We start from the raw sequence: 18,409 nt of genomic DNA on the forward strand, positions 1-18,409 counted from the left end.
CTTATCATTAATCAATTAATATTATTAACCAAGATAGAGGATATAAAAATGGGACTATTAAATGTACCTGCCGGTAAAGAATTACCAGATGATATTTATGTTGTGATCGAAATTCCAGCTAATGCCGATCCAATTAAATATGAAGTAGATAAAGAAACCGGTGCGGTATTTGTTGATCGCTTTATGGCTACAGCAATGTTTTACCCATGTAATTACGGTTATATCAATCATACCTTATCCCTTGATGGCGATCCAGTTGATGTATTAGTACCAACCCCTTACCCTTTACAACCAGGTTCAGTAATTCGTTGTCGTCCGGTTGGAGTATTAAAAATGACTGATGAATCAGGTGTTGATGCTAAATTAGTTGCAGTGCCACATACCAAACTTTCTAAAGAATATGATCACATTAAAGATATAAACGATTTACCTGAACTACTAAAATCACAAATCAAACACTTTTTTGAACAATATAAAGCACTTGAAAAAGGTAAATGGGTTAAAGTTGATGGTTGGGAAAATGTAGATGCAGCTCGTAAAGAAATTATGGAATCCTTTGCAAGAGCTGGAAATAAATAAAATTACCAATACGTTAATTACTGCTCTAAAACCCCTAAGTAACGATAAAATAAAGAGTCATAATATACCAATTTATGGCTCTTTATCTTCACTTTCGAAATTAATTTAATGTGGTTAAGTTGGAATAACTTGCTTTATATCAAATTACAAAGCAATATCCAAAAATTTATAAAAAACTGTAGCCTAAGTTAAAAAAATTGTCATTAATAGCTTGCTTTCGATTATGATTTATGCGGTAATAGTAACAGGCTTTTAACGACGTATATTTTTATAAAAACGGTTAACTTTATAGTGTAGTTTTTAATTACATTTTTAGTTTATGTGCTTATAAAAAATATATTGAATTATAGAGTCTACTCACGCCGAACAGGCAAAATATTAATTATTGTTAGGATGTTTAGTAAATGAATAAAAAAACTGGCCAAGTAAAATGGTTTAATGAGAGTAAAGGTTTTGGTTTTATTACACCAAGCGATGGAAGCAAAGATGTGTTTGTACATTTTTCAGCTATTTCCGGAGACGGATTTAAAACTTTAGCTGAAGGGCAACAAGTCGAGTTTTCTATCCAAGATAGCCCTCGTGGACCAGCAGCGGCCGAAGTTGTAGTTATCTAATTGATAATTACTTAATTTATATAATTTAAAAACGCTCTTTTTAAGGGGCGTTTTTTTTGCTCATAAAAAAACGGTCGTAAGACCGCTTTTTAGTTAAGTATTAATTAATGCAGATTATTTTTTAGATACAACTGCGATTAAATCTAAAACTTTATTTGAATAACCTACTTCATTATCATACCATGAAACAAGTTTAACAAAATTGTCGCTTAATTGAATACCAGCTTTGGCATCAAATACTGAAGTGCAAACTTCACCTAGGAAATCAGTAGATACAACATCATCTTCAGTATAGCCTAATACGCCTTTCATTGGGCCTTCAGCTGCAGCTTTAATTACTTTACAAATATCTTCGTATTTAGCTGGTTTTGCTAAACGTGCCGTTAAGTCAACAACAGAAACATCTGGAGTTGGAACACGGAAAGCCATACCAGTTAATTTACCGTTTAATTCAGGGATAACTTTACCTACAGCTTTAGCTGCACCAGTTGAAGATGGGATGATGTTTTGAGCTGCACCACGACCACCACGCCAATCTTTGTGAGATGGGCCATCAACAGTTTTTTGAGTTGCAGTAGTAGCATGAACAGTTGTCATTAATGCTTCAACAATACCAAAATTATCATTGATTACTTTTGCTAATGGCGCTAAACAGTTAGTTGTACATGATGCATTAGACACGATATCTTGACCAGCATAAGTTTTATCATTAACACCAATAACAAACATTGGAGTCGCATCTTTTGAAGGACCAGTTAAAACAACTTTCTTAGCACCAGCTTGGATATGTTTACGTGCTGTTTCATCAGTTAAAAATAAACCAGTTGCTTCAGCAACAACATCAACACCTACTTCGTTCCATTTTAAGTTTGCTGGATCTCTTTCAGCTGTAACACGGATTGTTTTACCATTAACGATTAGTTTGCCATCTTTAACTTCAACTGTACCATCAAAACGACCATGAGTTGAATCATATTTAAGCATATAAGCCATATATTCAACGTCTAATAAATCATTGATAGCAACGATTTCAATGTCCGAACGTTTTTGTGCTGCACGGAAAACAATACGACCAATACGTCCAAAACCATTAATACCTACTTTGATTGTCATAACAATTACCTTCTTTTTTATGTTAAATGATAAAAATAATTTGATGTAAACTACCAAATTTTTGCGTTTTATTCAAGAATATTCGAATAATTATACAATAATAAATTAAACTCAAAATTAATCTTACTAATACAACAATAATGAATTTTTAATATAAATAATGTCGAAAATCATTAATTCAATGCCGATTAAAATTTTAGCGGGAAACTGTATGAATTTTAAGTATGAGTTTATACTACTCAGATTATCAAATCTATTAACAAGAAACCACAATTATAATTAGTTTATTTTGTTTTAGAAAAAATAGTTATAACAATATAAATTAAAATTATTGGCTTAATAAATTCAACACTTTTACTATATACCTAAAACTAACTAATTAAATGTAAGGAATAATTTTGACTAACGACGTATTACAAGCCCTAAATGTATTAAAATCAAAAAAGTGGATTGATTTAACCCACACTTTTGATCATAACTCCCCCCATTTTTTTATGTTTGAAAGAGCCCAAATAAAAACATTATTTAGTCATACTGATGGCTTTCTTGCACAAGAATTTTGTTTTGCTGGCCAGTATGGTACTCATATTGATGCGCCTATCCATTTTGTACCTAATACCCGTTATCTACACGAACTAGAGCTTCACGAGTTAGTGTTACCGCTAATTGTGATTGACCAATCTCAGCGTGCACAACGCGATCCTAACTTCTCATTTTCTAAAGAGGATGTCATCACATTTGAACAAGAACATGGGCAAATTGAAGCAGGATCTTTTGTCGCTTTACGAACAGATTGGAGCAAGCGTTGGCCTTCGCAAAGTGCGATGGAAAATAAAGATGTTGATGGTAATAATCAGATTCCAGGTTGGGGAATTGACGCGCTACAATTTTTGTTCGAAGAACGTAAAATAAAAGCTATTGGCCATGAAACATTTGATACTGATTCAGCTAAAGAATTCCGTAAAAATCAGGCTTTAAAAGGTGAGTATTATGTATTAGAGCAAGATACTTACCAAGTTGAATTAATGACTAACTTAGATAAACTGCCGACTAAAGGCGCGGTTATTTTTAATATCGTTGCCAAACCAAACCAAGCTTCTGGCTTTCCTGTGAGATCGTTTGCCATCCTGCCATAATATAAACGTAAATAACCCCAAATATGCTGCTATATAAGCACATATTTGGGCTCGTTACATCAAAGCTATAAATTATTTAATTGGGATATAAAAAATTAAGATTTTCATTTTGTTATGCCATTCATGGCATCATGTTAGGATAATGACATTCTCTTGCAAAGTTTCATGTATAATGATACCAAACAATAAAAATTGTATAATTACAGTTTGTAATCATAACAACATAACCAATTGAATGTGATAAACCGATAAGAAACAATGCCATGATTAATATAGACAATTTTGAAGACCACACACCAATGATGCGTCAATATCTAAAACTCAAAGCGGAAAATCCTGATATTTTGTTATTTTATCGGATGGGTGATTTTTATGAGATGTTTTATGATGATGCTAAACGTGGTTCTCAGCTATTGGACATTTCATTGACAAAACGTGGATCTTCCAATGGTGAGCCGATTCCTATGGCTGGTGTGCCTTATCATGCAGTCGAAACCTATTTAGCCAAATTAATTTCACTAGGCGAATCCGTCGCGATTTGTGAACAAATTGGCGATCCAGCTACTAGCAAAGGCCCTGTAGAACGCAAAATAGTCCGTATAGTTACACCTGGTACAGTCAGTGACGAACTATTATTAGAAGATCGGAAGGACAATTTATTAGCAGCCATTTGGCAGGCTAAAAATCACTATGGCTATGCGACTCTAGATATTAGTTCCGGGCGATTTTTTGTTTTTGAGTGTGATACTATTGAGGCAATTCAAGCAGAATTACAACGAACCAATCCAGTTGAATTGCTTTACCCTGAAGACTTTCAAACTATACACTTGATTGAAAATCGGCAAGGATTACGCCGCCGTCCTTTTTGGGACTTTGATTTAGAAACCGCCAAACAACAACTCAATTTACAATTTGGTACCAATGACTTAGTAGGGTTTGGCGTAGAAGATTGCAGCTACGCGCTTTGCGCTGCTGGTTGTTTATTACAATATGTCAAAGATACCCAACGCACTGCTCTACCCCATATTCGCACGATTATTAAAGAATCATCTTATGACTTTGTAGTACTCGATGCTGCTACTCGTCGCAATTTAGAGATCACTGAAAACTTATCAGGTAGTACGCAAAATACCGTAGCAGAAATAATAGATAAAACTCAGACCCCAATGGGTAGTCGCATGTTAAAACGTTGGCTACATTCACCAATCCGTAATCTGACTACCTTACAAAATCGTCAAGATTCTATTGGTGAATTACAACACTATATTACCGAAATTCAGCCATTATTAAAGCAGATTGGCGATCTAGAACGCATTTTAGCTAGATTAGCATTACATAGTGCTCGCCCACGTGATTTTGCTCGTATGCGTGATGCCTATAATTTATTACCGCAACTGCAACAATTATTAACTAATTTTACTACACCTTACCTAACGAGTTTAAGCTCTAAAATTAATCAATTCGATCATATTGCTGAGCTACTAAATAGTGCTATCGTCGAAGCACCACCGGTTATTATCCGCGATGGAGGAGTAATTGCCACAAGCTATAATGCCGAATTAGACGAACTACGTAGCTTGGCTGATGGGGCTACCAATTATCTTGAACAATTAGAAATTCGAGAGCGTGAAACCCTAGGTATTGACACCCTGAAAGTCGGATTTAATGCGGTGCACGGTTACTATATTCAAATCAGCCGTGGTCAAAGTCACTTAGCACCAATCCATTATAGCCGTCGGCAAACACTTAAAAATGTTGAACGCTATATTATTCCTGAATTAAAAGAATATGAAGATAAAGTACTGACTGCAAAAAGCCGAGCCTTAGCCTTAGAAAAACAACTTTATGAGCAATTATTTGATCAGTTATTACCAGATCTTGCAGCCATGCAAGCGAGTGCTGAGGCAATAGCTGAATTGGATGTACTAACTAATTTGGCTGAACGAGCTTTAACGCTAAACTACCAACGCCCAACTTTAACTACCAAAACAGGTATTGAAATTCACGGTGGCCGTCACATAGTTATTGAACAAGTATTAACGACGCCTTTTATTGCTAATTCGTTACGCTTATCTCCTGAACGACGTATGCTCATTATTACTGGTCCTAATATGGGGGGTAAAAGCACTTATATGCGCCAAACAGCCTTAATTGTGTTACTGGCTTATATTGGTAGTTTTGTGCCAGCAACTAAAGCCGTTATTGGTCCCGTCGATCGCATTTTTACTCGCATAGGTGCTTCTGATGATTTAGCTTCTGGCCGTTCCACCTTTATGGTCGAAATGACAGAAACCGCCAATATTATGCACAACGCTACCGCACAAAGTTTAGTGTTAATGGATGAAGTTGGGCGAGGAACATCCACCTATGATGGACTGTCACTCGCTTGGGCTTGTGCTGAAAACTTAGCTAATGAAATCAAAGCGATGACACTTTTTGCCACTCACTACTTTGAACTTACCCAACTACCGGAACATATGCAAGGTGTCTACAATATCCACTTTGATGCTATTGAGCATAATAATACTGTAGCATTTATTCATGAAGTGGCCGAAGGTGCTGCTAGTAAAAGTTATGGTATTGCTGTTGCCGGACTTGCCGGGGTGCCTAAATCGATTTTGAAACGAGCTAAACAAAAACTCAAAGAGTTAGAGGTTATATCTAAACAATCTTCTAATAGTCATGTTGATACTTCTCAGCTGTCATTTGTTACTGAACCTGAACCTTCCGAGGTAGAACAAGCTTTAAGGCAGATAGATCCAGATTCACTAACAGCCAAACAAGCTTTAGACATGCTATATCAACTTAAAAAATTACTATAATGATTTGATGTGATATTATCCCGCAACAACCAGCGCGGATAATACCACTTACATTCAACTTTTATACTAAAACGTATAGCACTCCTGAAACATCTTTACAAAAATTAACATTAGTTATCCATGTGATACTTAATCCTAAGCCACCTAATAGGATCAAATTACAAAGTGGCCCAAATAACGCCATACCATTATTGCCAAAACTTTTTCTTAGATGTTTTACCAATACCCGGATTAAAACTATTAGTTGGATCAAGTTGATGATAAAAGTTTTTCAAGTCGTCATTGGCATGGTACAAATGCCCAACATTATGCTCCGCTGGATACTGTGCCCCACGTTGGTCCAAAATTTTTAACATTTCTTCTTCAACTTTGGCACAATCGGTGCCTTTTTTAGCAATATAATCCTGATGAAATACCGAACAGAAAAAATGACCATAATACAATTTATGAATAAAATGCTGGCTAATACTCTCCGGTAAGGTTTCAAACCATTGTTTATCATTACGCCTTAACGCAATATCTAAGGCAACTAAATCTTCTACCGTTTTACTATGCACACTACGGTAAACAGTGGCTGCACCAGCAGTGGCAAAGCGGTGTAACATAGCAGCTTCAGCTTCTTTCGGATTGCAACAAAAATAGCTACCATTCCTATTTTGAAAATATTCTTGTAAAAAAGCAGCGGCTTCGGCTATGCCATTATCTGCCATTTTCAAAATCAAATGATGTTGGTAACGATCGCGATAATCACGAATTGACTTAGGTAAATGATGAGGCAAAATTTTACATACCGTGACAGCAAAGCGATCAGTAAAATTATTTGGGAAAAATGGAATTTTGCTAGCAATGCGATCGATCCAGTTTTTAAAAGCATATAAGCGAGGAATAGTATCAGTGCCTAATTTTTGAATGGCTAAAAACAAGTGCTTACCATAAACTGCCGCAATATCAAAGGCATCACGATGGATATATTCGCCAGAAACAGGCAGATTATCAAACTTACCTAAAATGTGGCGACGAATATCGTCCAGTTCATTAGTATCATTGGTACCTATATAGAATACCGCAGTATCACCTTCAAGTGGGAAGGTATCCAAACGTACTGCAAATACCATTAACCTACCCGCACTACCTGAAGCTTCGTAATGCAATTCAGGATCAGCATTAAAGCGAGCCGGAGTATCGGCGTCAATTTTTCGTACATGATCACGATAATTATGATCATGTCCTAACCCAGCATCGCGTTTAATATCTTGGTCAGTATAAGTATGATTTTGTAAATTATTTAAAATAGTTTCAGGATCTTCACCAAGCTCTATCCCTAAGTGATTAACTAAATGTAACTCTCCATTTTCATCCAACTGTGCAAAAACTGCCATTTGAGTATAAGCCGGACCATGCTGAATTAAAGCGCCACCTGAATTATTACAAATACCACCCATGACCGATGCCCCAATACACGACGAACCGATCACCGAATGTGGACCACGTTGATATTTTTTTAATTCCTTTTCTAATCGGAATAAAGTACTACCTGGTAAGCAAACAACCTGTTCACCATTTTCAATCACTTGCACTCCATCTAAACGGCGAGTACTAACAATCACAATAGGACGATCATAGTCATTACCATCAGGCGTTGAACCACCAGTAAGTCCAGTATTAGAAGACTGAGTTATCACAATTACATCTGCTTCAACGCATGCTTTTAAAACTTGCCATTGCTCAACTAATGTGCCTGGTAAAACGACCGCTAATGCATCCCCCTCACCAAAACGAACGCCTTTACGATAAAGCAGCGTTTGGGACGGTTTTGTTAATGTATATTTATCACCTACAATCGCTTTAAGTTTTTCGATAAGAACTACTGGTGTGTTGGTACTCATATTAAGTTCCTTATTTATATAAAAAGACCAAATCGGATTGATTTTGACTATTTAATAATCAATACATCTTAATCAAAACATATACAATATGCTATCCAATTTTTAGGAAATGCCTGTGTCTATAGGATTGATTTATTAAAAACAACCAACTAAAAACAATTAGTTTATTGATATTTATCGATAAAAAATCAACATAGATTTTTACTATTAATATTAATGGAAAATCCTTTGATAATAATTAATCTTTCATATACTTAAACGTATAGCTCTCCTGAAACATCTTTACAGATATGCTGGCGCTCATCTGACTTGAAAAAAGTCCATGCTACTAAACGGCTTTTCTTTTGCCCTTGAGCCATCGGGATAATACTGCTCTCCACTGCAGATATTTGCTTTAATTGCTGTTTAATTACAGCTAGTGATTCTTTTTTTGAAACTAACGAAGTAAACCACAAACACTGCCGTTTGTAAGTAACACTTTCGGTAAGCATATTCGAAATAAAAGCACTTTCACCACCCTGACACCATAACTCAGCTTGTTGACCGCCAAAGTTGAGTATAGCTTTTTGGTTGGGATGATTGAATTTACCCAAATTTTTTAATTTTCTATGCGTACTGGCTAAAGCTTCTTGCGCTGAGGCATGAAATGGCGGATTACATAATGTTAGCAAATAAAACTCACGTGGTTTGATAATATTCCGAAAAATAGCCGAACTAGCAGGCTGCAATCGGCACTGTAAAGATCCTTTCAATAAACTATTAGCTTGAGTAATTAATCTAGCCACTTTAATCGCTTTAGGATTAACATCACTGCCTACAAATGACCAACCATACTCAGCACAGCCTATAATTGGATAGATTACATTAGCCCCCACACCTATATCTAAAACTTTAACTTGCTTGCCAGTAGGAATTTGGTTTTGATTATCTTGTGCCAATAAGTCAGCTAAATAGTGAATATAATCCGCGCGCCCGGGAATAGGAGGACACAAATAATCATTGGGAATATCCCAATAACTAAGTTGATAATAGTGTAATAACAAAGCTTTATTGAGCAGTTTAACAGCGATTGGATCAGCAAAATCAATTGACCTATTGCCATACTGATTTTGTTTCACTAGTGGTGACAACTCAGGTAAGGTTTGTATCAGTTCGGCAAAATGATAACCGTTGCGATGTTTATTACGTGGATGTAAATGGGATTTAATAACTGAATTTGACTGCTGTTGCATAATTTATCCAAAAGTAACATTTAGATTTATTATAAAGGCATTACAATCAATATGCGAAGTAACAATCCCAGAATTGAATCAATAGTATTATATTTATTAGTTATAACTTTAACTTAATCAACTACATTGAATCTATGCTAACAGAATTAGCCATCTATTTTAGGATTTGCTATAATTTTGCATCTTTTATCAGCTAGATAGCACTATGAACAATCGCTTTACATTATCACTCATTTCGTTGTTAGCTTTATTGTTATTACCATTTGACTTGTTGGCCCGCGATTTTAGTGGTGATGATCTTTCGTTGTTGTGGACGTTACCTTTTGTGGGGACTTTGCTATCTATTGCATTATTACCACTATGGTTACCACGACTTTGGCACTACCACTATGGCAAAATTATCATATTGTGGACATTAATGTTATTAGTATCTATGCTGGTATCATTTGGTTGGCAAACCACTATTCACTTCACCACTCACGCTATTTTAGAAGAATACATTCCTTTTATTTTACTATTGCTGGCTCTGTTCACCACTTCCGGCGGCATTTTAATTAAAAGTGATGTGATCAGCACACCAAAACTCAATGTTGGCTTGTTGGCAATTGGTACTTTGCTGGCTTCAATTATGGGCACTACTGGAGCTGCAATGCTCATGATCCGGCCTTTAATTCGAGCTAATCGGGAACGGCAACAGCGTGTACACATTATTATCTTTTTTATCTTTTTAGTAGCTAATATTGGTGGGGGATTAACCCCTTTAGGTGATCCGCCTTTATTTATTGGTTTTTTAAAAGGTGTGGATTTTTTCTGGACCATTAAACATATGTTAGCGCCGGTTTTATTAACCACCTTGTTGCTATTAGGGGTATTTTATTGCCTTGATTGCTATTATTACCGTCAACAATATGGTGAGTTAACCACAGCCCCATCAATAAAAAATACAAAAATGATTAAAATTTATGGTTATTACAACATTTGGTTATTAATTGCCATTATTATTAGTGTGTTAGGTTCAGGCATTTGGCAATCACCAATTAGTATTAGCATCCTCGGTTCACATATTAGTTTTCCTAATTTAGCGCGTAACGGTGTATTTATTGTCATTACGATAGTTTCTATTCTAATTACCCCTAAACAAGTACGAGCCGGCAATGAATTCAACTGGCAACCCATTATTGAAGTGGCAAAATTATTTATAGGTATTTTTATTACTATTGTACCAGTACTAGCTATTTTGCGTGCCGGTACTGATGGTGCTTTAGCACCTGTGGTCACATTAGTTACCGATGATCACGGGCAAACAATTAATAGCATGTATTTTTGGTTATCCGGTTTGCTTTCAGGATTTTTAGACAATGCACCAACCTATTTGGTGTTTTTTAACTTAGCCGCTGGCGACGCTTCTACTTTAATGACAATCATGGAAAAGACTTTACTGGCTATTTCTATGGGTTCGGTATTTATGGGGGCACTGAGTTACATTGGCAACGCTCCAAACTTTATGGTTAAGAGTATCGCTGATCAGCATAAGATAAAAATGCCTAGCTTTTTTGGTTATATGCAGTGGTCAATCGGCATATTAATCCCGGTATTTGTGATTAATAACCTAGTATTTTTTGTATGGCTTTAAGTTTTATTTTTGTAAAGATGTTTCAGGTGCAACATGCGTTTAAGTATAAATAACTTCCTACATTGAACATCTAAGTGTAAATCTAGTTAATAAAAGGCTTCATAAAGTATTTTACGCTATAAATTATAGTACCACAAAACAAAAAACCAACCTCAGACCGCAACTGATTATTAAAGGCTGGTGGTTGGAGCAGATAGGGTTTTATGTGGGGGGACCAGTTATCATTAAGATTGAACAGGGCAAGTTGCTGATAGAGATTGATTTGCAAGTTTAAAAATAAATAATAAATTTCCCCACAACTATGTGGGGATTATTCATTAGTAGATGGTTTCACACTGTATGCTAGATAGTTTTATATTTCTTAAAAAACCACTCATTCTATCTAGATACCAATTAAAATCTGGAATATCTTTCCCAGATAAATACTGACGATTTATTGACAATGACATAGATAAATAGTTAGGGTAAATTAATAAATTACCCCCTGATTCATTATCATAAACCATCTCTATACCGATTTTATTCATAATATTATGAGAGTTTATAAACTCATCTAAATTGAACAGATTCATGTCCATATTCAGCCAGTCATAATCATCAATATCTTTTGATGATAGATAAGTAACTATATTTTGATAATAAATATTCCAGCCATTATTTATTAGGCACTTTAATATCTCTTTAGGAGAATATTCTTTTGCAAAATTTATATCTATGCTGACTTGCATTCCCATATTAATACTCCTTAAATGGTATGTTCTTCGATGTTAACCAATCTTTAACATGCTGAGTGATAGGTGTGTTAGAATGCACTTCAAAAGAAGCACCATTTTGCTTAGCAATACTCGCATGAACTCCCACATAGGATTTAAATTTTTCAAATCCTTTACTACCCAATATTTATAGTATCTTTAAATCAGGCTCCCATTGCGTGATTATTTCAATAATTTCATTCTGAGTGGCTAATACATAATGTTTTAACTGGGGATCATCTAAATAAATATTTGAACTTTGTTCATGAAACCAAGATAAATAATTTGATTTACAACTATAATACAAACCTATGGTTAAATTTTGTTCATTTAATGTTTTTATAAAACATCCTTCATCAATTATTTTAAAAGAAAATATATATGTAAAAAATAATTGTAGTTTTATATTTTCATTATCTAAAAAAATTTTCAGTTCATGATCATTATATTCAATTTTATCCACAAATAACTCTCTTCCAAATACATAATTGATACTTTTCTTATGGTATATTTCTTCCATATTTATACGCCCATTTATCATAACGGAATTTAGTTGCAGAAGTAACTTTACCTGACTCTGATTTTTTTGAATTTCTGTTGTTGGTCGCCCATCTTTACTTTTGGTTCTTACAATAACTTGTCTACCATCAGCCAATGTACCAACTCGTCCATAATCCAAATCTATAATATTTGTAGGCTTTAAACTATCAAAGTCTAAATTAGCTTGAGACATTCCACCAGATCTTTCATATTGAGTTGTTCTGCCACTTGTTTTCCTGCCCTCTGTTGATGTTTCTATCATTTTATCTATAGTTAATGGTTTTTCTAGCTGTCCACTTAAATATAAAAGCCAACTTAATCTAGCTTGTGCAAGAGTTGCTTCTAATGTAGGAGTAATATCACCTTCCTTAATACTGTCGCTCACACCATAAACCAAACCAGCAAAAGGAATGTTATATGCTAGAGACCTTAATTTCTTTTTAACTTCATCAGATAATCTATCTCGACTAATTAATCCTGCTTCTAATTCTTTTTTAGCTATGCAGTCAGCATCACCCTTGCATTCATAATATATCTGACTCTCTGTTTCTAAAACCTGTACTACTCCTGTTTGGAATTGAATACTTTCACTGTTATCGCCTGCATATGTAAAGATATTATTCTCAAGCGCATTCTTACCGCCTGCCATTACGGTGTTTATATCTTGAACATCACCAACTAAGGCTGCTGTGGTAAGGCCAGCAGCTAGTTGTGTTAGCACACTGAGGTTTTATTTTTCATCTTCCGTTAAATCTTTTATATCTCGGTCACCATATATTATAAATTGCTGAATCGAAACAGTGTCTATATAACATTAGCATAACCGATAATTTTTAAATGATTATCATTATTATTTATAGCATTAGTTATAACACTTTATACTTAACATTAAGAAATAATTAAGAATAATCATGTTTATTATAGTTATTTTTGTCTGTTTAGTATTACCCCGCTATTGGATTGCTTTTTGTTCAACACAATTTTTCTGCTAAACTCTTTGTGAATCTAATAAAAGGAAAGGGAAAAATGAAAAACAAAATAATCGTTGGCCTAGCTTTTGCTACACCATTCACGGCTATGGCATTAGAATTAAATGGCAATCATACCTACACTGAAGAAATAAATATTCCTGTTACTCATAATTGGTATGAAGTTAATGGAATAAAATATTCAGGCATTGAAATTCAAGAAAACAGTAATACTACTTTTACAAAAAATGTCACCATCAATGAGCCTAATGAAAGCCACAATAATGATTTTAATAAAGGCATTAGAGCATGGGCGATAACAGGCTCATCAAACACTATTTTTAATGGCGATCTTAATATTAATTTGCTTGATGGTTATGCTATAGGTATCGATATGGGAGCAATTAATAGTTCGATAACGGTAAATGGAAAAACTACTATAAATGTTGATGATAAGGAAGACTCAGAAGCTATTAATATAGATGATGGCATATTAACTTTAAATGGTGAATCATTAATTAATGGTGATATTTTTGTATTCGATACAGCAATTCTAAAAATTAATAATAAATCAATAATTAATGGCGATATAGAAGCATATGATGGCGGAGTAATTGAATTACATTTGCAATCTGGCTCAAAAATAACAGGATCTATACATAGTAATGCAGACCCTGATTACCCAGAGGATGATGCTGGTACCCTCATAATGGATCTTGCTAAAAATGCGTCTTGGGATATTACTAGTAACAATTCTTATATTACTCAGTTATCAGGACAAGGAAATATAAGATTTATTAACGATAACCTTAATAATACCTATGCTAATAATACTAATAATTTCGGACAACTAGTTATTGAGAATTTAAAAGGTAGTTCTAATTTCGATCTACGTACCGACATTGTTAATAAACAAAGCGATAAAATTATTGTGACAAATTCAGCAGAAGGAACCCATACAATAAATCTGACTAATAATGGGGCTTCTAATACCACCGGTAAAGAAATATTAACCTTAGTCGAAATCGATAATAATGCAACTAATAGCGCCAATTTCAAAACTAATCACGCTGTAGAATTAGGTGGTTATCAATATGATTTGAATAAAGAAGGAAATAATTTTGTCTTGACTGGTCACCCCATAACTTCATCTGCCATGGCTAGCACCGGGTTCCTTAATGCTAATTACTTAATGAGTTATGTGGAAACACAAACACTATTAAAACGTTTAGGTGATATGCGTAATAGTGGTGAATTTGGGGATGTGTGGTTGCGTGGTTTTTCCGGTAAATTGGATTCGTTTGCCGGTGGCAAATTGAGTAAATTCGATATGAGTTACCATGGTTTCCAATTCGGTGCCGATAAACAGTTATCTGACAATTCTCCTTTTGTCGTTGGGGCTTTTGTTGGGCAAACTTATGGCGACCCCGATTACCGCAAAGGCGATGGTTCATTACGTTCATTTAATACTGGTCTTTACACCTCTTACTTAGACAATAATGGATTGTATATTGATGCTGTGGGTAAATATGCTCGTCAACGCAATCATTTTAAAGTCAAAGACACTGCCAATAATCGGGTTCAAGGTACCGGGCATACCAATGGTTTAGGCCTATCCATGGAATTAGGTAAGAAATTTAATTTCAATGAGTTTTATATTGAACCACAAACACAATTATCATATAGCCACCAAAATGGTACCACGGTGAATGCCACTAACGGTTTGCGTGTCAAATTAGGCGACTATAATTCACTTATTGGCCGGGCGTCAGCTTTATTTGGTTATGAAATTCGTAACGAAAATAATAACATCAACCTGTATGCTAAAACTGGGATTGTAAGGGAATTTGATGGTGACACTTATTATAAATTAAACAATAGTAAAGAGAGCCACTCATTTAAAGGTAACTGGTGGAATAATGGCGTGGGTGTAAGTGCGAACATCAATCACCAACACACTATTTATTTTGATTTAGAAAGCTCACCAGGGAATAAATTTGATTTATTACAAGTTAATGGTGGTTATCGCTACTCTTTCTAAATTACTACTAATATAAGCTATTCCATTATAATGGTGACCATAGCTAATCAAAGGCACATTCTTATGTTGGATGAATGTGCTTTTAACTTTTCACATACACCTTTCATTATAATTTTCTATATTACCGACTAGTTAAGTATTACTAACCAAATAAAAATGGACTAAAACATATAGCTGATCTGAAACTTCTTTACAATAGTTTTCAGTCTGTAAAGGGTTTATAGATATGGGAGGATTATAAAGTAGCAAAATATTTTCTGTTTAGATCCTAATTAAAAATCAGTCAGTTGTAAGAAACGTACGCCACAACCAACAGTTGGTAATGGAACTTAATCTGTGATTATGAATTACTAAGTATCAGAATTAACTATCAATTTTAATTAGCAAATATATAAAATCTAAGATGAAGATCTAATTTCATAAATCTAACTTATCTGCTATATATCTTAAAAGATGAGATAATTTTCTCAAATCTCCATTTATAATAATATCTTTATTAATTGAATTTAATAAAAAATCATAATCAAAAGATATTTTATGGATGCCGTCACTTTTCAATTTATTAATAATTAAATTAAATATAATTTCAATCTTATATATATCAAGAGTCATAACTAATTTTCCCTTTGTAATGTCATCTATTTTTTTTAAATACTTATTTCATGTTCCAACTATTTAATTTTAATATTTATAATTTCTTACTTAACTCTATCATTGTAAACATTTTTTCTAGCATTAGTATTACTTATGATCTATTGTCAAACTGTTCCGTTTTCTTGTCTCAACATACTTTTGTCATCGTTTTACTTTTTCTTGTTATTGTCTGGTTTTGCAAAAATGTGAGTTCTCGCACACTTTTACAAAAAAGTCACAATTTCCTATAAATTACAGCCAAAAATATATTTCCTATGTCCGAATCTTGATGGTCAGATTATTATTTCCTAAATAGAATATTCTCATTATCATTGAAGCGAGGATTATTTCATGGTACAGATGCTTTTTGATAAGGACTTTTTTGCTTGTAATGAGCAAAATATCACTATTGAACCAAGAAACCCTCAACCGGTTTATCCTGAGCATACGCATAACTTTAATGAAATTGTAATAGTAACTGGTGGGCATGGTAAGCATATTTTAAACGGTCATTTATTTGATTTATACCCAGGTATGATGTTTTACATTCATGCATCAGACTGCCATTTATACGAAAATGTGGATAATTTACATTTGGTCAATATTTTATTTAGAGATCCTGATAGATTTAATTTCATCAATGGAATTGGCGATTTGCTCCCCCAACAAGATCCTTTTCAAGCTCATTACTTTTTTGATAAAAAATGTGATCACAATATTCAAACCATTTTGACACAATTAAATCATAATGGAAAAGAATCTACGGCTTATCAGGAAAGTTTATTTTTACAATTACTGATTTTATTTAAACAAAATCAATATGTTGAAACTGGAACAGGCTCAAACGATAATCGTGTTAGGCAATTGTTACGCTGGGTACAAGTTCATTTTAAAGAGGATATTGATTGGAGCCGTGTTACCCAACAATTTTCGTTATCCTTACGTTCATTCCATCGGCATGTAAAAAATGAGATAGGCATTTCTCCCCAGAAATATTTGATAAAACTGCGGTTAGCCAATGCTTATTCACAATTAATTTATACCAATAAATCAGTGACAGCTATTGCTCAAGAGAGTGGTTTTAATGATAGTGCTTATTTTGCAACGTGTTTTAAGCAAGAATTTAATCTTACGCCACAAACATTACGTAATAACCCAGATAAACGGTATCATTAATTTTTTGGTTATACTAACAGGGATCGGTTATGCATAAATATTTACATTTATATAAGCAGGATTATTTTATTTCTGATTTGAATACCGTTACTGTTGAAAAAAGAGAACATCAAGATCCTTTTCCGTTACATGACCACGATTTTGATGAGTTGGTTGTGGTTTCTTCCGGTAATGGAGTACATATTTGGAATGACTATATTTATCCCATAACTAGCGGCGATATTTTATATATTAATCATGATGATATTCATGGTTACGAATCAGTAAATAGCCTTAAGCTTGACAATATATTATATATAAGGGGAACCTTATTTTTATCGACTATTATTGAACAGTATTTACCAAAAACTACGGCTAAACATACTGAGCGAGTGTGGCGCATTCATCCGTCATATTTAAAACAGTTATCACCTTTAATTGAACAATTATCTATTGAATCAAAAAAAAATAATTTAGCTTCTGTACATTTGTCCGAAGCTTTATTTTTACAATTTGTTATTTTACTCGATAGAATTAAACAACAACCTAATGACATTGCTCCAACAGCAACCCACCAGTTAGATATATTGTTTACCGTATTACATAATAGTATTGCTAGCCCGTTTAATTTTGAGATGTTTTGTAAAAATTATAATATTGCCAGCCGTTCACTTAGCCGATTATTTAAGCAGCAAACAGGAATGACAATCAACGGTTATTTACACAAACTACGTTTATGTAAAGCTATGTCATTACTACGCAATACATCTACAGCTATAAGTGTTATTTCGGCTGAATGTGGTTATGATGATAGTAATTATTTTTCAGCAGTATTTAAAAAAGAAACAGATCAAACGCCTTCGCAATATCGTGCCAAATTTCATAATACCAAAATACGTTGATTACTCTCTTATATATGCTTAAAGAGAGTAATTTTTTTATTTAAGGTAGAAAACTGGTACGAGTTCTTCACTTATAGGACTGTTATCAGCATTGCTTGGCATAATATCTCGCATAAATGCCCACCATTTTTGGCAAGCTGCAGTTTTAGCTACCGCATCCCAACGCTCTTCGGATTCAATCTCCACATATGCAAATAATAAATTACGTTTGCTATCTAAGAAAATTGAATAATTGTGTGCACCATGTGCTTTTAATTCTTCAACTAATTCTGGAAAAATTTCGTCATGGCGTTTTTTATATTCGGCATGCTTGTCTGGGTTAACTTGCATTATGGATGCTTTTCTTAACATCTTTATTCCCCTTTTTATATTGGCTGTTTATACCTTAGAAGGAATGGGAAAT

Annotated in this window: 16 protein-coding genes; 9 read left to right on the top strand and 7 right to left on the bottom strand. The window is 34.0% G+C overall.

Features of this window, described 5'->3' with window-relative positions; all coding sequences use genetic code 11:
- The first annotated feature begins 48 nt into the window (after positions 1-48).
- Together ppa and cspE are read left to right on the top strand one after the other, a co-directional pair.
- Entirely contained in the window at positions 49-579 is a 531-nt protein-coding gene (gene ppa / locus A9G12_RS04385; protein WP_065564636.1) for an inorganic diphosphatase, read from the top strand.
- A 404-nt stretch (positions 580-983) separates the two neighbouring features.
- Positions 984-1,193 (top strand): transcription antiterminator/RNA stability regulator CspE, encoded by a 210-nt coding sequence (gene cspE, locus A9G12_RS04390; protein WP_065556719.1) that lies wholly within the window; start codon positions 984-986, stop codon positions 1,191-1,193.
- A gap of 114 nt (positions 1,194-1,307) precedes the next feature.
- On the opposite strand, the gene gapA is transcribed toward cspE, so the two are convergent.
- Positions 1,308-2,306, bottom strand: coding sequence for a glyceraldehyde-3-phosphate dehydrogenase (gene gapA / locus A9G12_RS04395; protein ID WP_065564637.1), 999 nt, complete (start codon positions 2,304-2,306; stop codon positions 1,308-1,310).
- A gap of 398 nt (positions 2,307-2,704) precedes the next feature.
- Here gapA and A9G12_RS04400 point away from each other — a divergent pair, with 398 nt between their 5' ends.
- Entirely contained in the window at positions 2,705-3,442 is a 738-nt protein-coding gene (locus A9G12_RS04400; protein ID WP_065564638.1) for a cyclase family protein, read from the top strand.
- Positions 3,443-3,705: 263 nt separating this feature from the next.
- Entirely contained in the window at positions 3,706-6,264 is a 2,559-nt protein-coding gene (gene mutS / locus A9G12_RS04405) for a DNA mismatch repair protein MutS (RefSeq protein ID WP_065564639.1), read from the top strand.
- 188 nt (positions 6,265-6,452) lie between these two features.
- Here the strand turns inward: mutS and dld are convergent, their stop codons facing one another.
- Together dld and rlmF are read right to left on the bottom strand one after the other, a co-directional pair.
- Complete coding sequence (gene dld / locus A9G12_RS04410) at positions 6,453-8,150, bottom strand: D-lactate dehydrogenase (RefSeq protein ID WP_065564640.1); 1,698 nt, start codon at positions 8,148-8,150, stop codon at positions 6,453-6,455.
- Positions 8,151-8,404: 254 nt separating this feature from the next.
- Positions 8,405-9,382 carry a 23S rRNA (adenine(1618)-N(6))-methyltransferase RlmF gene (gene rlmF, locus A9G12_RS04415; protein WP_065564641.1) on the bottom strand — a complete coding sequence of 326 codons (978 nt, stop codon included), beginning with the start codon at positions 9,380-9,382 and terminating at the stop codon, positions 8,405-8,407.
- 205 nt (positions 9,383-9,587) lie between these two features.
- On the opposite strand from rlmF, the gene A9G12_RS04420 reads away from it, so the two are divergent.
- Together A9G12_RS04420 and A9G12_RS12630 are read left to right on the top strand one after the other, a co-directional pair.
- Positions 9,588-11,015, top strand: coding sequence for a sodium:proton antiporter (locus A9G12_RS04420; RefSeq protein ID WP_176701743.1), 1,428 nt, complete (start codon positions 9,588-9,590; stop codon positions 11,013-11,015).
- 118 nt (positions 11,016-11,133) lie between these two features.
- Positions 11,134-11,289, top strand: a complete 156-nt coding sequence (locus A9G12_RS12630; RefSeq protein ID WP_442903469.1) for a SymE family type I addiction module toxin — start codon at positions 11,134-11,136, stop codon at positions 11,287-11,289.
- 43 nt (positions 11,290-11,332) lie between these two features.
- Here the strand turns inward: A9G12_RS12630 and A9G12_RS04425 are convergent, their stop codons facing one another.
- Positions 11,333-11,749 carry a hypothetical protein gene (locus tag A9G12_RS04425; RefSeq protein WP_065564642.1) on the bottom strand — a complete coding sequence of 139 codons (417 nt, stop codon included), beginning with the start codon at positions 11,747-11,749 and terminating at the stop codon, positions 11,333-11,335.
- Between the two features lie 166 nt (positions 11,750-11,915).
- A complete protein-coding gene (locus A9G12_RS04430; protein WP_065564643.1) occupies positions 11,916-13,028 on the bottom strand; it encodes a VENN motif pre-toxin domain-containing protein in 1,113 nt (370 codons plus the stop codon).
- A 305-nt stretch (positions 13,029-13,333) separates the two neighbouring features.
- Here A9G12_RS04430 and A9G12_RS04435 point away from each other — a divergent pair, with 305 nt between their 5' ends.
- Complete coding sequence (locus tag A9G12_RS04435) at positions 13,334-15,316, top strand: autotransporter outer membrane beta-barrel domain-containing protein (RefSeq protein ID WP_065564644.1); 1,983 nt, start codon at positions 13,334-13,336, stop codon at positions 15,314-15,316.
- A 417-nt stretch (positions 15,317-15,733) separates the two neighbouring features.
- Here A9G12_RS04435 and A9G12_RS04440 read toward each other — a convergent pair whose 3' ends face one another.
- Entirely contained in the window at positions 15,734-15,928 is a 195-nt protein-coding gene (locus tag A9G12_RS04440) for a hypothetical protein (protein WP_065564645.1), read from the bottom strand.
- A 372-nt stretch (positions 15,929-16,300) separates the two neighbouring features.
- Here A9G12_RS04440 and rhaS point away from each other — a divergent pair, with 372 nt between their 5' ends.
- Both rhaS and A9G12_RS04450 read left to right on the top strand, forming a co-directional pair.
- A complete protein-coding gene (rhaS, locus tag A9G12_RS04445) occupies positions 16,301-17,125 on the top strand; it encodes an HTH-type transcriptional activator RhaS (protein WP_081299651.1) in 825 nt (274 codons plus the stop codon).
- Positions 17,126-17,154: 29 nt separating this feature from the next.
- Positions 17,155-18,006, top strand: a complete 852-nt coding sequence (locus A9G12_RS04450; RefSeq protein ID WP_065564646.1) for a helix-turn-helix domain-containing protein — start codon at positions 17,155-17,157, stop codon at positions 18,004-18,006.
- Positions 18,007-18,042: 36 nt separating this feature from the next.
- Here A9G12_RS04450 and rhaM read toward each other — a convergent pair whose 3' ends face one another.
- A complete protein-coding gene (gene rhaM, locus A9G12_RS04455; protein WP_065564647.1) occupies positions 18,043-18,357 on the bottom strand; it encodes an L-rhamnose mutarotase in 315 nt (104 codons plus the stop codon).
- Positions 18,358-18,409 lie beyond the last annotated feature (52 nt).

Source organism: Gilliamella sp. wkB112 (assembly GCF_001690685.1).
Taxonomy (GTDB): domain Bacteria; phylum Pseudomonadota; class Gammaproteobacteria; order Enterobacterales; family Orbaceae; genus Gilliamella; species Gilliamella apicola_J.

Bases quoted from the DNA above. Each gene is read 5' to 3' on its own strand.
- ppa (WP_065564636.1), top strand. From the start codon at position 49: ATGGGACTATTAAATGTACCTGCCGGTAAAGAATTACCAGATGATATT.
- cspE (WP_065556719.1), top strand. From the start codon at position 984: ATGAATAAAAAAACTGGCCAAGTAAAATGGTTTAATGAGAGTAAAGGT.
- gapA (WP_065564637.1), bottom strand. From the start codon at position 2,306: ATGACAATCAAAGTAGGTATTAATGGTTTTGGACGTATTGGTCGTATT.
- mutS (WP_065564639.1), top strand. From the start codon at position 3,706: ATGATTAATATAGACAATTTTGAAGACCACACACCAATGATGCGTCAA.
- dld (WP_065564640.1), bottom strand. From the start codon at position 8,150: ATGAGTACCAACACACCAGTAGTTCTTATCGAAAAACTTAAAGCGATT.
- rlmF (WP_065564641.1), bottom strand. From the start codon at position 9,382: ATGCAACAGCAGTCAAATTCAGTTATTAAATCCCATTTACATCCACGT.
- A9G12_RS04420 (WP_176701743.1), top strand. From the start codon at position 9,588: ATGAACAATCGCTTTACATTATCACTCATTTCGTTGTTAGCTTTATTG.
- A9G12_RS04425 (WP_065564642.1), bottom strand. From the start codon at position 11,749: ATGGGAATGCAAGTCAGCATAGATATAAATTTTGCAAAAGAATATTCT.
- A9G12_RS04435 (WP_065564644.1), top strand. From the start codon at position 13,334: ATGAAAAACAAAATAATCGTTGGCCTAGCTTTTGCTACACCATTCACG.
- A9G12_RS04440 (WP_065564645.1), bottom strand. From the start codon at position 15,928: ATGACTCTTGATATATATAAGATTGAAATTATATTTAATTTAATTATT.
- rhaS (WP_081299651.1), top strand. From the start codon at position 16,301: ATGGTACAGATGCTTTTTGATAAGGACTTTTTTGCTTGTAATGAGCAA.
- A9G12_RS04450 (WP_065564646.1), top strand. From the start codon at position 17,155: ATGCATAAATATTTACATTTATATAAGCAGGATTATTTTATTTCTGAT.
- rhaM (WP_065564647.1), bottom strand. From the start codon at position 18,357: ATGTTAAGAAAAGCATCCATAATGCAAGTTAACCCAGACAAGCATGCC.